The organism is Streptomyces sp. NPDC005566, from assembly GCF_040605575.1.
Taxonomy (GTDB): Bacteria; Actinomycetota; Actinomycetes; order Streptomycetales; family Streptomycetaceae; genus Streptomyces.
Genome location: NZ_JBEXDB010000019.1, coordinates 75,575 through 89,263, shown reverse-complemented (window position 1 = coordinate 89,263; position 13,689 = coordinate 75,575). Strand labels below are relative to the sequence as shown.

15 protein-coding genes are annotated in these 13,689 nt (G+C 69.4%); 4 read left to right on the top strand and 11 right to left on the bottom strand.

Annotation, left to right across the window (positions count from 1 at the left end):
- Positions 1-122 precede the first annotated feature (122 nt).
- The gene (gene coaA / locus ABZS61_RS27685; RefSeq protein WP_356426768.1) at positions 123-1,115 is read left to right on the top strand and encodes a type I pantothenate kinase; all 993 of its coding nucleotides are present in this window, start codon (positions 123-125) and stop codon (positions 1,113-1,115) included.
- A gap of 17 nt (positions 1,116-1,132) precedes the next feature.
- Positions 1,133-2,095 carry a DUF389 domain-containing protein gene (locus tag ABZS61_RS27680; RefSeq protein ID WP_356426765.1) on the top strand — a complete coding sequence of 321 codons (963 nt, stop codon included), beginning with the start codon at positions 1,133-1,135 and terminating at the stop codon, positions 2,093-2,095.
- A gap of 4 nt (positions 2,096-2,099) precedes the next feature.
- Here the strand turns inward: ABZS61_RS27680 and glmM are convergent, their stop codons facing one another.
- The 4 genes from glmM to ABZS61_RS27660 all read right to left on the bottom strand — a co-directional run bounded on the left by glmM (position 2,100) and on the right by ABZS61_RS27660 (position 6,540).
- Entirely contained in the window at positions 2,100-3,458 is a 1,359-nt protein-coding gene (glmM, locus tag ABZS61_RS27675) for a phosphoglucosamine mutase (RefSeq protein ID WP_356426761.1), read from the bottom strand.
- Positions 3,459-3,670: 212 nt separating this feature from the next.
- Positions 3,671-4,201 (bottom strand): 30S ribosomal protein S9, encoded by a 531-nt coding sequence (rpsI, locus tag ABZS61_RS27670; RefSeq protein WP_356426758.1) that lies wholly within the window; start codon positions 4,199-4,201, stop codon positions 3,671-3,673.
- Positions 4,202-4,246: 45 nt separating this feature from the next.
- Positions 4,247-4,690, bottom strand: coding sequence for a 50S ribosomal protein L13 (gene rplM / locus ABZS61_RS27665; protein ID WP_356426755.1), 444 nt, complete (start codon positions 4,688-4,690; stop codon positions 4,247-4,249).
- Positions 4,691-4,920: 230 nt separating this feature from the next.
- Positions 4,921-6,540 carry an ATP-binding cassette domain-containing protein gene (locus ABZS61_RS27660; RefSeq protein WP_356426752.1) on the bottom strand — a complete coding sequence of 540 codons (1,620 nt, stop codon included), beginning with the start codon at positions 6,538-6,540 and terminating at the stop codon, positions 4,921-4,923.
- A 67-nt stretch (positions 6,541-6,607) separates the two neighbouring features.
- Between ABZS61_RS27660 and ABZS61_RS27655 the strand changes: the two genes are divergently transcribed.
- A complete protein-coding gene (locus ABZS61_RS27655) occupies positions 6,608-7,459 on the top strand; it encodes a hypothetical protein (protein ID WP_356426749.1) in 852 nt (283 codons plus the stop codon).
- 64 nt (positions 7,460-7,523) lie between these two features.
- The gene (locus tag ABZS61_RS27650; RefSeq protein ID WP_356426746.1) at positions 7,524-9,413 is read left to right on the top strand and encodes a hypothetical protein; all 1,890 of its coding nucleotides are present in this window, start codon (positions 7,524-7,526) and stop codon (positions 9,411-9,413) included.
- On the opposite strand, the gene truA is transcribed toward ABZS61_RS27650, so the two are convergent.
- The 7 genes from truA to infA form a co-directional block, all read right to left on the bottom strand.
- The gene (gene truA, locus ABZS61_RS27645; protein ID WP_356426743.1) at positions 9,382-10,236 is read right to left on the bottom strand and encodes a tRNA pseudouridine(38-40) synthase TruA; all 855 of its coding nucleotides are present in this window, start codon (positions 10,234-10,236) and stop codon (positions 9,382-9,384) included. The two genes, ABZS61_RS27650 and truA, sit on opposite strands and share 32 nt — an antisense overlap.
- 78 nt (positions 10,237-10,314) lie before the next feature.
- Entirely contained in the window at positions 10,315-10,821 is a 507-nt protein-coding gene (rplQ, locus tag ABZS61_RS27640; RefSeq protein ID WP_056796563.1) for a 50S ribosomal protein L17, read from the bottom strand.
- Positions 10,822-11,021: 200 nt separating this feature from the next.
- The gene (locus ABZS61_RS27635) at positions 11,022-12,044 is read right to left on the bottom strand and encodes a DNA-directed RNA polymerase subunit alpha (protein WP_024755423.1); all 1,023 of its coding nucleotides are present in this window, start codon (positions 12,042-12,044) and stop codon (positions 11,022-11,024) included.
- Positions 12,045-12,180: 136 nt separating this feature from the next.
- A complete protein-coding gene (rpsK, locus tag ABZS61_RS27630) occupies positions 12,181-12,585 on the bottom strand; it encodes a 30S ribosomal protein S11 (RefSeq protein ID WP_003956432.1) in 405 nt (134 codons plus the stop codon).
- Between the two features lie 105 nt (positions 12,586-12,690).
- Positions 12,691-13,071, bottom strand: coding sequence for a 30S ribosomal protein S13 (gene rpsM, locus ABZS61_RS27625; RefSeq protein WP_307125430.1), 381 nt, complete (start codon positions 13,069-13,071; stop codon positions 12,691-12,693).
- A gap of 197 nt (positions 13,072-13,268) precedes the next feature.
- The gene (gene rpmJ / locus ABZS61_RS27620) at positions 13,269-13,382 is read right to left on the bottom strand and encodes a 50S ribosomal protein L36 (RefSeq protein ID WP_003956441.1); all 114 of its coding nucleotides are present in this window, start codon (positions 13,380-13,382) and stop codon (positions 13,269-13,271) included.
- Between the two features lie 61 nt (positions 13,383-13,443).
- A complete protein-coding gene (infA, locus tag ABZS61_RS27615; protein WP_014047798.1) occupies positions 13,444-13,665 on the bottom strand; it encodes a translation initiation factor IF-1 in 222 nt (73 codons plus the stop codon).
- Positions 13,666-13,689: the final 24 nt, after the last annotated feature.

Below are 13,689 nucleotides of genomic sequence, written 5' to 3'. Positions count from 1 at the left end.
TCCCCTCCGGCTCGCCCCTGGCGACTCTGCGGCTCCGGGCGAACCCGCCACAGGCCCCGCCCCGTCCCCCACGTGACCGAGCCCACCCCCCACTCCGTTCAAACTCCCGCAACAATGAGTACGTGATCACCTCGCCCGCACGGAGCTCCCGTCGCACCGAGCACGCGCCGACGCCGTACGTCGACCTGACGCGGGCGGAGTGGAGCGCGCTGCGCGACAAGACCCCGTTGCCACTGACCGCCGCGGAGGTCGAGAAGCTGCGCGGGCTCGGCGATGTCATCGACCTCGATGAGGTGCGGGACGTCTATCTGCCGCTCTCCCGGCTGCTCAACCTCTACGTCCAGGCCACCTCCGGGCTGCGCGGGGCGCTGAACACCTTCCTGGGGGACGCGGGCAACGGCCACGGCGAGCAGCGCGGCACCCCGTTCGTCATAGGGGTCGCGGGCAGCGTCGCCGTCGGCAAGTCCACCAGCGCCCGCATCCTGCAGGCGCTCCTGGCACGCTGGCCGGAGCATCCCCGGGTGGAGCTGGTGACCACGGACGGGTTCCTGCTGCCGATGAAGGAGCTCCAGGCGCGCGGGCTGATGTCGCGCAAGGGGTTCCCGGAGTCCTACGACCGGCGGGCCCTGACCCGCTTCGTCGCCGACATCAAGGCCGGCAAGGACGAGGTGACTGCGCCCGTCTACTCGCACCTGATCTACGACATCGTGCCCGATGAGCGGCTCACCGTACGCCGACCGGACATCCTGATCGTCGAGGGGCTGAACGTGCTGCAGCCCGCGCTGCCCGGCAAGGACGGCCGGACCAGGGTCGGCCTCGCCGACTACTTCGACTTCAGCGTGTACGTCGACGCGCGCCCCGAGGACATCGAGACCTGGTACCTCCACCGCTTCCGCCGGCTGCGCGAGACGGCGTTCCAGAACCCGTTCTCGTACTTCCGCAAGTACACCCAGGTCTCCGAGGAGGAGGCGCTGGACTACGCGCGCACCATGTGGCGGACCATCAACAAGCCCAATCTGCTGGAGAACGTGGCACCGACACGGGGCCGTGCCACTCTGGTGCTGCGCAAGGGGCCTGACCACAAGGTCCAGCGTCTGTCGTTGCGCAAACTCTGACTCCGAAGGGGTGCACCGTGCTGCATCTGCGCCTCATCGTGCCCGCCGACCGCACCGAGGAGGTGCTGCGGCTGCTGGAGCGCACGGTGGGCACCGCGCATCTCGCGGTACTCAGCGGTGCGGCCCGCAGCCCGGCGGGCGATGTGGTCCTGTGCGACGTCGCGCGCGAGGCGGGTGACGAACTGATCGGCGGGCTGAGGGAACTCGGTATCGACAAGTCCGGTTCGATCACCGTCGAGAACATGGACCTCACCCTGTCCGCGCACGCCGACAAGGCGGAGAAGGACGCGCCCGGCGAGGGCGCGGACGCGGTGCTGTGGGAGGAACTGTCGGAGGTCACCCACGAGGAGTCCACGTTCAGCGTCACGTATGTGGCGTTCCTCTCCGTGGCCACGATGCTGGCCGCCTGCGGGGTGATGCTCGACAACGCGATCCTGATCGTGGGCGCGATGGCGGTGGGCCCGGAGTTCGGCCCGTTGGCCGGGATCTCGACCGCGCTCGTGCAGCGCGCGCCGCGGCTGGTCGCGCGGTCGCTGTGGGCGCTGATCGGCGGGTTCGCGGTGGCGATGGTGGTGACGGCCGGGTTCGCCTGGCTGCTGGACGCCTTCGGGCTGTTCGACGAGGGCATGGTCTCGGCGGACCGGCCCAACACGGGATTCATCTGGCATCCGGACTGGATGTCGTTCGTGGTGGCGCTCCTGGCGGGCATCGCCGGAACGCTCTCGCTGACCTCGGCGAAGTCGGGGGCACTGATCGGCGTGGCCATCTCGGTGACCACCGTGCCGGCCGCCGCCAACGCCGCAGTCGCCTTCAGCTACCAGGACCTGCAGCAGACCTGGGGCTCCACGGCTCAGCTCCTCGCCAACCTGGGCGGCATCGTGGTCGCGGGCACGCTGACGCTGCTGCTCCAGAAGGCGCTGTGGGCCGCACAACGCCGGACGGGCCCGGCCGCGCGGCCGAGCCCGTCCACCGTCAGGTAGTCCGTCAGCCGAGCGCGGACTTCACCACGTCGGCCAGCTGCCCGGCCACGGCGCGCGCCTGTTCGATGTCGGCGGCCTCGACCATGACCCGTACCAGCGGCTCCGTGCCCGACTTGCGCAGGAGTACGCGCCCGGTGTCGCCCAGCTCGCGCTCGGCCTCGGCGACCGCGGCGGCCAGTTCGGGCGAGGTGTCGACGCGGGACTTGTCGACGTCCGGCACGTTGACGAGTACCTGCGGGAGGCGCTGCATCACACCGACGAGGTCCGCGAGCGTACGGCCGGTGGCGGCGATCCGTGCCGCGAGCATCAGACCGGTCAGCGTGCCGTCACCCGTCGTGGCGTGGTCCAGGACGATGACGTGGCCGGACTGCTCGCCACCCAGTGCGAAGCCTTCGGCCTTCATCGACTCCAGGACGTAGCGGTCGCCGACGGCGGTCTGGACGAGTTCGATGCCCTCGCGCTCCATCGCCATCTTGAAGCCGAGGTTCGACATGACCGTGCCGACGACGGTGTCCTTGCGCAGCTGTCCGGCCTCGCGCATGGCGAGGGCGAGCACGGCCAGGATCTGGTCGCCGTCGATCTCCTCGCCCGTGGCGTCCACGGCGAGGCAGCGGTCGGCGTCGCCGTCGTGCGCGATGCCGAGGTCGGCGCCGTGCTCGACGACGGCGGCCCGCAGCAGACCCAGGTGGGTGGAGCCGCAGCCGTCGTTGATGTTCAGGCCGTCCGGCTCGGCACCGATGGTGACGACCTCGGCCCCGGCGCGGGCGAACGCCTCGGGCGAGACGCGGGCGGCTGCGCCGTGCGCCTCGTCCAGGACGACCTTCAGCCCGTCGAGCCTGTTCGGGAGGACCGCGATGAGGTGCGCGACGTACCGGTCGAAGCCCTCGGTGTAGTCGGTGACCCGGCCGACTCCGGCACCCGTCGGACGCGCCCAGGGCTCGCCGGTGCGGTGCTGCTCGTACACCGTCTCGATGCGGTCCTCCAGCTCGTCGGCCAGCTTGTGGCCGCCGCGCGCGAAGAACTTGATGCCGTTGTCCGGCATGGCGTTGTGGCTCGCGGAGAGCATCACGCCGATGTCGGCGCCGAGCACGCCGGTGAGATACGCCACGGCGGGGGTCGGCAGTACGCCGACCCTCAGGACGTCCACGCCCGCGCTGGCCAGGCCCGCCACGACGGCGGCCTCCAGGAACTCTCCGGAAGCGCGGGGGTCGCGGCCCACCACGGCTGTCGGCCGATGTCCCTCGAAGGTGCCTGCCTCGGCCAGTACGTGCGCCGCAGCGACCGAGAGCCCGAGCGCGAGCTCGGCCGTCAGGTCCGCATTGGCGACACCGCGCACGCCGTCCGTGCCGAAGAGTCGTCCCACTGGTGTCCTCCGAAGGTGCTCCGAAACCACAAAACCAAAGTACTCAAAACAGGGCACATCACGGCAATGCGCAGCAAAGTGAGGCGCGATCAAGGCCGTCGGCCCTATAAACGTCTTAAGCCGTTATACGCCCGCGGGCGCCGATAAACGAACGCCCCAGCAGCACGAGGTGTGCCGCCGGGGCGAACGTGTAAAGCAGACGAGCAGGCGATTTAGCGCTTGCTGTACTGCGGGGCCTTGCGGGCCTTCTTGAGACCGGCCTTCTTGCGCTCGACCGCACGGTCGTCACGGCAGAGGAAGCCGGCCTTCTTCAGCGTGGCGCGGTTGTTGTCCACGTCCGCCTCGTTCAGCGAGCGGGCCACGCCGAGGCGCAGGGCGCCGGCCTGACCGGAGACGCCGCCACCCGAGATGCGGGCGATGACGTCGTAGCGGCCGTCGAGCTCGAGCACCTTGAAGGGCTCGTTGACTTCCTGCTGGTGCACCTTGTTGGGGAAGTAGTCCTCAAGGGTGCGACCGTTGATCTTCCACTTGCCGGTGCCCGGAACGATCCGGACGCGGGCGATGGCGTTCTTGCGACGGCCCAGGCCGGCCGCGGGCTGCGGGTCGCCGAAGCGGCCCGCGAGCGACTCGGAGGTGTACTCACCCTCGACGGGGACCTCCGACTCGAAGGTGGTCACCTCGGCGAAAACCTCTTCGCCCTCGGTGGTGCCCTCGACGGGCGTCTCTGCAGTGGTCTCGGCCACGATTCTCCTCAGATCTTTCTTTACGTCTTAGGGGGGAGGCCGGAACTACTGCGCGACCTGGGTGATCTCGTACGGGACCGGCTGCTGCGCAGCGTGCGGGTGCTGGTCGCCCGCGTAGACCTTGAGCTTCGAGATCATCTGGCGACCCAGGGTGTTCTTCGGGATCATGCCCTTGATGGCCTTCTCGACGGCCTTCTCGGGGTTCTTGGCCATGAGCTCGTCGTAACGGACGGAGCGCAGACCACCCGGGAAGCCGGAGTGGCGGTACGCCATCTTCTGGGTCTTCTTGTTGCCGGAGAGGTGGATCTTCTCGGCGTTGATGATGATGACGAAGTCGCCCATGTCCATGTGGGGGGCGTAGATCGCCTTGTGCTTGCCTCGGAGGAGGTTCGCGGCCGTGGTGGCCAGACGGCCCAGGACGATGTCCTCGGCGTCAATGATGTGCCACTGGCGAGTGACATCGCCGGGCTTGGGGCTGTACGTACGCACTTCGTAGCCTTCGCTTCTTCAGTGGATGAGGTCCAGACGACACATGGCACCCCTGAAGCGATATGCAGCTGGGGCTCACAATGCCGGGGACGATGCCCGTATGCGAGCCACTGGTAACTGCTCCAGAGAACCTACGTAAGGGCCCTTCGCATGAGAACGACGAAGCCAATACGTATAACAACGCCCGACACTACCCGTCCCGCCCCGGACGGGTCAAAACGCGCCGCCCCCTACCGCTTCCTCTCGACCCTTCGCTCGTCCCAGACGGGCTCCGTGGACTCCCGTACGACCCCGTCCGAGCCGAAGACCAGGTACCGGTCGAAGGACCTCGCGAACCAGCGGTCGTGCGTGACGGCCATCACCGTCCCGTCGTACATCTCCAGCCCGTCCTGCAGGGCCTCCGCGGACTCCAGGTCCAGGTTGTCCGTGGGCTCGTCCAGCAGGAGCGCGGTGGTGCCGGCCAGCTCCAGCAGCAGGATCTGGAACCGCGCCTGCTGCCCGCCGGACAGCCTCTCGAAGGCCTGGTCCCCCTGCCGCTCCATCTCGTACCGCCGCAGTACGGACATGGCCCCGCCCCGGTCCTTGGCGTGCTCCGACCAGAGGATCTCGACGAGCGTCTTGCCCAGCAGCTCCGGATGGGCGTGCGTCTGCGCGAAGTGCCCCGGCACGACGCGCGCCCCGAGCTTCCACTCCCCGGTGTGGGCCACCGTGTCCCCCGCCAGCAGCCGCAGGAAGTGCGACTTCCCCGACCCGTTGGAGCCGAGGACGGCGACCCGCTCCCCGTAGTAGATCTCCAGGTCGAACGGCTTCATCAGGCCGGTCAGCTCCAGGTTCTTGCAGGTCACGGCCCGCACCCCGGTCCGTCCGCCGCGCAGCCGCATCTTGATGTCCTGCTCGCGCGGCGGCTCCGGGGGCGGGCCCGCCTCCTCGAACTTCTTGAAGCGGGTCTGCATCGCGTGGTAGCGGTTCGCCATGTCGGGGCTGTTCGCCGCCTGCTGCCGCATCCGCAGGACGAGCGCCTTCAGCCGGGCGTGCTCCTCCTCCCAGCGCCGCAGGAGCTCCTCGAAGCGCGCGAAACGCTCCTTGCGCGCCTGGTGGTACGTGGCGAACCCGGCGCCGTGCACCCAGACGTCCGAGCCGGCCGGGCCGGGCTCCACGCTGACGATCTTCTCGGCGGCCCGTGACAGCAGCTCCCGGTCGTGGGAGACGAAGAGCACCGTCTTACGGGTCTCCTTGAGCCTCTCCTCCAGCCACCGCTTGCCGGGGACGTCCAGATAGTTGTCCGGCTCGTCCAGGAGCAGCACCTCGTCGGGGCCCCTGAGCAGCGCCTCCAGGACGAGCCGCTTCTGCTCGCCCCCGCTGAGCGTGCGCACCTCGCGCCACTGCGCCTTCTCGTACGGGATCCCGAGCGCGGCCATGGTGCAGATGTCCCAGAGGGTCTCGGCCTCGTACCCCCGCACCTCCGCCCAGTCGCTGAGCGCCTGCGCGTACGCCATCTGCGCGGCCTCGTCGTCCACGGTGAGGATCCGCTCCTCCGCCGCGTCGACGGCCCCCGCCGCTTCCCTGATACGCGGCTGCGCAACGGACACCAGCAGGTCACGCACGGTCCGCTCGTCCCGTACGGAGCCCACGAACTGGCTCATCACGCCCAGCCCGCCGCTCACCGACACCGAGCCGCCGTGCGGCTGGATCTCCCCGGCGAGCAGCCTCAGGAGCGTTGTCTTACCCGCCCCGTTCGCTCCGACGAGGGCGACGACCGCCCCGTCGGCCACCCGGAACGAGGCATCGCCGAGCAGCACCCGCCCGTCCGGTAGGTAGTACTCCAGGTGGCCCGCTTCAAGATGTCCCATGCACAGCATTGTCACGGGCGGCGAACCCCTGGCCCAACCGGATTACGCAGGCTCTAGGATTCGCGGCATGAGCTTTGGGCAAGGGGGGCCCTCCTGGGGGCCGGGAGACAGCAGGACTCCGGACTGGGCGGCACTGGCCGATGAGTCCGCGGCACGCAGCCGCCGCAGGAAATGGCTGCTGATCGGGGGCGGCGCACTGGCGACCGCCGCCGTCGCGGCGATCGTGGCCACGGCCGTCGTCTCGGCGAACGACACCGGCAGCCCCCGGGCGGACAAGAACGCGAGCGATCTGCCCGCCCCCGCCGACCTGCCCTCGGACACCTCGGAGCCGCAGCCCTCCTTCTCCTCGGTCGCACCGCCGCCTCCGCCGGACCCGAAGGACTACATATCCGACGCCCGGAAGGACAAGGCACCGATCACCGTCGACGCCTTCTTCCCCGGCAAGAAGGTCACGGCGGGTGACCGTGTCCACGCCAAGGGCGCGACGAACAACACGAAGAGCTGCGCCGCGACCACCCAGGGCGCTCTCGGCTCGATCCTCACGTCGAACGGCTGCGACCAGGTCCTCCGCGCCACCTACAGCAACGACGGCGTCGCGGTCACCGTCGGCCTCGCGGTGTTCGGCACCGAGGCCGAGGCGAGGAAGGCGGCCCAGCAGGCGTCCGGCGGCATCGCCTCCCTGAGCGGCGCGGGCGTCCCCACGTTCTGCCGCGGCGGCTCCGTCTGCCGCCGCACCGCCAACTCCTACGGGCGCTACGCCTACTTCACCGTCGGCGGCTTCACCAGCGGCAAGAACGTCACGACGGCGTCCAAGGACGTGTACGCGGTGGGCGACGACCTGACCGAGTTCACGTTCCGTCAGATCCGCCACCGCGGCGAGGTCCAGGCATCGGCAGCGGCTGGGCTCCCCACCTCCTGACACCGCGTCACCGCTCCCTCACGCACCAGTCCCGTCCCTCCCCCTCCCTCGAGGACCCGCCGCCGTGCGTCTGACCGCCCTGTTCACCATCCCGCGCGTCCTGCGCCACAGCGATGCGATAGGCGCCGACCTGCCGCCGGACGAGGCCGTCGTGCTCGACGCACCGGACCCCTCGCTGCGGGACGCGCTGGCCGCCGCCGCGGCCGGTGACCACGGCCCGGCCGCCGAACTGCTCGCCGCCACCCGCGAGCACGCCCAGTGGGAACGCAGGGACGCCTGTGTCTCCCGGCTGGCGCGGGCCTCGCTGCACCACCCCGGCTGGCTGGACAGCTGGCTCGAGGACTCGCCGCAGGATCCCGACGCCGTACTGGTCAAGGCGGACCAGTATGTCTACCAGGCCTGGCAGATACGGACCGGCGCTCGCGCCAAGCACATCGAGCACGACCAGTTCCAGGCGTTCCACGCCGTCCTGCGGGACGCGGTCCCGGTCATCTCCGAGGCCGCCGAGCTCAATCCCGGCGACCCCGTCCCGTGGCGCATCGCCCTCACCCAGGCCCGCGGCATCCAGGCCCCGCGCGAGGTCTTCGACTCCTACCTCGCCGAAGCGGCGGACTGCGACCCGCACCACGAGGGCTGCCATGTCCAGGCGCTCCAGTACCTCTGCGACAAGTGGTACGGCTCGCACGAGGAGATGTTCGACTTCGCCGAGCGGTCGGCAGAACAGGCACCGCCCGGCTCCAAGCTCCACGCCCTGCCTCTCCAGGCGGTCGTGGAGTACCTCATCTCCGACGACGAGGTGCACGAACCCGACCCGTTCACCCCCCGCGCCGAGGCAGCGGTGACCCGCGCGCAGGCTCTGTCGGACAGCTACGCCCCGGGGGACCGGGAAGCGGCCGGCTTCCGCAACCACCTGGCCATGGTCCTGTGGTCGATGAACCGCTTCGAGGAAGCCCTCACCGTCTTCCGCTCCATCGGGGTGCACGCCACCACCTACCCCTGGACCTACTTCGGCGACGCACGAGCCGAGTTCCTGGAGGCGCGCTCCGACACCCGGGTCGAGCTGGCGATGAAGGTCCCCTTCTTCCGCTCCCCGCCGAAGCCCCCGGCCTCCGAAATCCTTGACTGGGAGCGGGAACTGGCACCCCGGTCGCTCGCCATCGCGGCCACCGGGCCCACCGAGGTCGCCCAGGCCGCACTGATCTGCGGCCACAGCCTCCGCACCGCCCCGGCGGGCAGCGGCCACACGTACGTCGAGATCGTCCCGGACCCCGTACGCGGCAAGCGCGCGGCCCTGCTCCCCGAGGACCCCCTCACCTCCGCGGCCGACAACTTCACGACCGGCGAGGACTGGCCCGCCCTGGTCCTCCACCGCACCCCTGAGCGCAGCAGCTTCACGCTCCTGCACCGGGGCAAGAAGGTGGCGTCCCACTCCTGGGAGACGGCGGCCCCGGCCGCCGACCACGCCGAGGTGGCCGAGACGGCCGCGGCACTGGCCCGGGTCTACGGGCTGTCCGACCCCCGCCCGCTGATCCACCTCCTGCGCGCCACCGGCGATCCGGCCCGCCACCAGGGGGGCCTCGTCGCGGCCCTGGGCCTCCCGCCCCTGCCCGCGGGCTACGGCGGCGAGCAGGAGATCCTCGCCGGCCTCCCGGGCGCCCGCGTCCTGGCCCGGCGCGGCTTCCTGGCGGGCATGCGGGACACGATGTCCACGAAGGACGGTGTCCACCCCGAAACCCCGGCCCCGGCCGAGCCCCACCCGCCCCTGTGGTGGGTCCTGCGCGTCCTGGGCCTGCTGCTGTTCACCGCGGCGGCCGTCTACGCCTGGTGGACCCCGGACATCGGCTGGTTCCGCTCGACCATGTCCAGCTTCGTCGCCGCGTACTTCGCGGCCAAGCTGGTACGGGCCCTGCGCCACCGCCGGATCAGCAGCAGCCCGCCCCCGGCAACGTCCTGACGTTCCGAGCCTCTTCGGCCCTGGCCGCAAGCAACGCGTCCGCCGGGTAGGCCACTTCCTCCAGCGTCAGACCGTGCGGCCGCACGACGTGCACCGCCGGATCGCGCACCTTCGCCGCCAGCACCTCGGCCGGCCACGCGGCCGGACGGCGCCCGTCCCCCACGAACAGCGCCGCGCCGATCAGCGCCCGCACCATGTTGTGGCAGAAGGCGTCGGCCTGCACCGTCGCGCCCAGGACCCCGGACTCCGCGCCCCGTACCCAGGACAGCTTCTGCAGCGTCCGGATGGTCGTCGCGCCCTCACGCTTCTTGCAGTACGCCGCGAAGTCGTGCTCACCGACCATCAGGGCGGCCGCCTCGTTCATCGCGTCGATGTCCAACGGCCGGTCGTGCCACAGCACATGACCCCTGGTCAGCGGGTCCACTCCGCCCGGCCGGTCCGCAACCCGGTAGACGTAGCGCCGCCACAGCGCGGAGAAGCGCGCGTTGAACCCGGCGGGCGCCTCGGCCGCCCGCCAGATCCGGACGTCCAGCGGCAGCCGCCCGGCCATCCGGCGCAGCAGCTTCTCCTCGTGCTCGGCCCACACCTCGGCCGGCAGATCCACGTGCGCCACCTGTCCGCGCGCGTGCACCCCCGCGTCGGTGCGCCCGGCGACCGTCAGGTCGTACGTCACCGAGGACCGTGTCACGGTCCGCAGCGCGTCCTCGATCTCGCCCTGCACCGTGCGCCTGCTGGTCTGCTTCGCCCAGCCGGAAAAGTCCTTCCCGTCGTACGAAAGGTCCAGCCGTACCCGTACGAAGCCGGGCTCTGCCTCATCACTCACCAGCGCATCCTCTCAAAACAGAACGGGCCCGCACCGCCCCGAAGGGTGATGCGGACCCGTACCGGGGTCTCAGGACGCTCAGGCGTCCTTGGACTCCTCAGCAGCGGCGTCGGCCGGCTTGGCGTCCTCGACGGTCTCGGCCGGAGCCTCGTCCTTCTTGAGGGCGTCTTCCTTGACCGCACGCTTCGTCGCAGCCTCGGCCTCACCGGTGGCGGCCTGCGCCACGGTCAGGGCCTCGACGAGCTCGATGACAGCCATCGGGGCGTTGTCGCCACGACGGTTGCCGATCTTCGTGATGCGGGTGTAACCACCGGGGCGGTTCTCGTACCGCGGGGCGATCTCGGTGAAGAGCGTGTGCACGATGCCCTTGTCCGTGATCGACTGCAGCACCAGGCGACGGTTGTGGATGTCGCCCTTCTTCGCCTTGGTGATGAAACGCTCGGCGACCGGACGCAGGCGGCGGGCCTTGGCCTCGGTCGTGGTGATGCGGCCGTGCTCGAACAGCGACTTCGCAAGGTTGATGAGAAGAAGCTTCTCGTGCGCAGCGCTGCCGCCCAGACGGGCACCCTTGGCGGGCTGAGGCATGGTTTTTCTCCTTGTGTGCTGCACCGGCCGTATCAGGTACCGGTGTCAGTTCCCGCGAGGCGGCTGCCCCGCGGAAGTTCTTGTTCGCCGAGGCTCGTATCGGGCATCAGCCCAAAATCAAGCCCGTCCGGCAATCGAGGACAGAGCCCTCAGCCCGGCGCGGGGCACCCAGGAAACCCGGGCACCCCCGCCGGAGGCGATCAGTACTGCTCGGTCTCCACGAAACCGGCGTCCGCGTCGTCGTCGGCGCCGAAGGCGTCGGCGGCGGCGGTCGGGTCGAAGCCGGGAGGCGAGTCCTTGAGCGCGAGGCCCATGCCGGCCAGCTTCGCCTTGACCTCGTCGATCGACTTCGCACCGAAGTTGCGGATGTCGAGCAGGTCGGCCTCGGAGCGGGCCACGAGCTCACCCACGGAGTGGATGCCCTCGCGCTTGAGGCAGTTGTACGAACGGACCGTGAGCTCGAGCTCCTCGATCGGCAGCGCCAGATCGGCGGCGAGCGCGGCGTCCGTCGGGGACGGGCCCATGTCGATGCCCTCGGCGTCGATGTTGAGCTCGCGCGCCAGACCGAACAGCTCGACCAGGGTCTTACCGGCCGACGCCATGGCGTCACGGGGACGCATGGCCTGCTTGGTCTCGACGTCGACGATCAGCTTGTCGAAGTCGGTGCGCTGCTCGACACGGGTCGCCTCGACCTTGTACGTGACCTTGAGCACCGGCGAGTAGATGGAGTCGACCGGAATCCGGCCGATCTCCTGGCCCGCCTGCTTGTTCTGGACGGCGGAGACGTAGCCGCGACCGCGCTCGACGGTCAGCTCCATCTCCAGCTTGCCCTTGCCGTTCAGCGTGGCCAGGACGAGGTCCGGGTTGTGGACCTCGACACCGGCCGGCGGGGCGATGTCAGCAGCGGTGACCAGGCCGGGACCCTGCTTGCGCAGGTACATCACGACCGGCTCGTCGTGCTCCGAGGAGACGACCAGCTGCTTGATGTTGAGGATGAGGTCGGTGACGTCCTCCTTGACGCCCGGCACGGTGGTGAACTCGTGCAGGACACCGTCGATCCGGATGCTGGTGACAGCGGCACCGGGGATCGAGGAGAGGAGGGTACGACGCAGGGAGTTGCCGAGGGTGTAACCGAAGCCCGGCTCCAGCGGCTCGATCACGAACCGGGAGCGGAACTCGTCGACGACCTCTTCGGTCAGCGACGGACGCTGAGCGATAAGCATGAAGGAATCCTTCAGTCGTGGGCACCCACTATTTGATGCCCGACAGATGTAACAAGGGTACGGGCGGCACACCCCCGAAGAGGCATACCGCCCGGACCCGCACTACTGACCGACGGCCGTCACCGGCCGTCGAACATCAGACGCGACGACGCTTCGGCGGACGGCAGCCGTTGTGCGGCGTCGGGGTGACGTCCTGGATCGAACCGACCTCGAGGCCCGTGGCCTGCAGGGAGCGGATCGCGGTCTCGCGGCCGGAGCCCGGACCCTTCACGAAGACGTCAACCTTGCGCATGCCGTGCTCCTGCGCGCGGCGGGCGGCCGACTCTGCGGCCATCTGCGCGGCGAAGGGGGTGGACTTGCGCGAGCCCTTGAAGCCGACGTGGCCGGCGGAGGCCCAGGAGATCACGTTGCCCGAGGGGTCCGTGATCGAGACGATGGTGTTGTTGAACGTGCTCTTGATGTGCGCGTGCCCGTGAGCGACGTTCTTCTTTTCCTTGCGACGCACCTTCTTGGCTGCGCCCTGACGACCCTTGGGGGGCATGTCTTGACTCCAGATGGAGAGGGGAGGTGATCGGTCCTACAGCGAAGACCGCTGGTTGCTGCGAAGGTCCGGTGGCCCGGACACCCGCAGTGCGTCCGCTGAGGACTACTTCTTGCCCGGCTTCTTCTTACCGGCGATCGCGCGACGCGGGCCCTTGCGGGTACGCGCGTTGGTGCTGGTGCGCTGACCGTGGACCGGCAGACCGCGACGGTGCCGGATGCCCTGGTAGCAGCCGATCTCGATCTTGCGGCGGATGTCGCCCTGGATCTCGCGGCGAAGGTCACCCTCGGTGCGGAGGTTGGCGTCCACGTACTCGCGGATCTTGACCAGGTCCTCTTCGGCCAGGTCACGAACGCGGGCGTTGGGGTTCACGCCGGTGGTGGCGAGGATCTCCTTGGACCGGGTGCGCCCGATACCGAAGACGTAGGTGAGGGCAACCTCCACGCGCTTTTCGCGCGGGATGTCAACACCTGAAACGCGTGCCATTCAATGGCTCCAGTTGTTATTTCGGGGGTCTTCCGCAGTACCACTCCCGAACGCCGACCTGATCCGTGCTGGAAGAGGTGGTACGTCCGGGTCCCCGGCCCCCGCCGGAGGTGTCGTCAGCCGAAGCTTGGACGGGCACTGCGTATGTACGTTTACGTGCGTCGCGCGAAGAGCTGCGAGATGCAGGTGGTCGTGCGTCAGCCCTGGCGCTGCTTGTGGCGCAGGTTGTCGCAGATGACCATGACCCGGCCGTGACGGCGGATCACCTTGCACTTGTCGCAGATCTTCTTGACGCTCGGCTTGACCTTCATGGGATGTCAGGTTCTCCGGGTCAGTGCCCTCACCGCGCCGTAGCAGCGGTGGCGGCAAGATCTACTTGTACCGGTAGACGATCCGGCCACGCGTCAGGTCGTACGGAGACAGCTCCACCACGACCCGGTCATCCGGGAGGATACGGATGTAGTGCATCCGCATCTTGCCGCTGATGTGCGCGAGGACCTTGTGACCGTTCTGGAGCTCCACCCGGAACATCGCGTTCGGGAGGGACTCGATCACGGTGCCCTCAATTTCGATGGCACCTTGCTTCTTGGCCACGCTTCGCCTTTCGAATCGGCTACC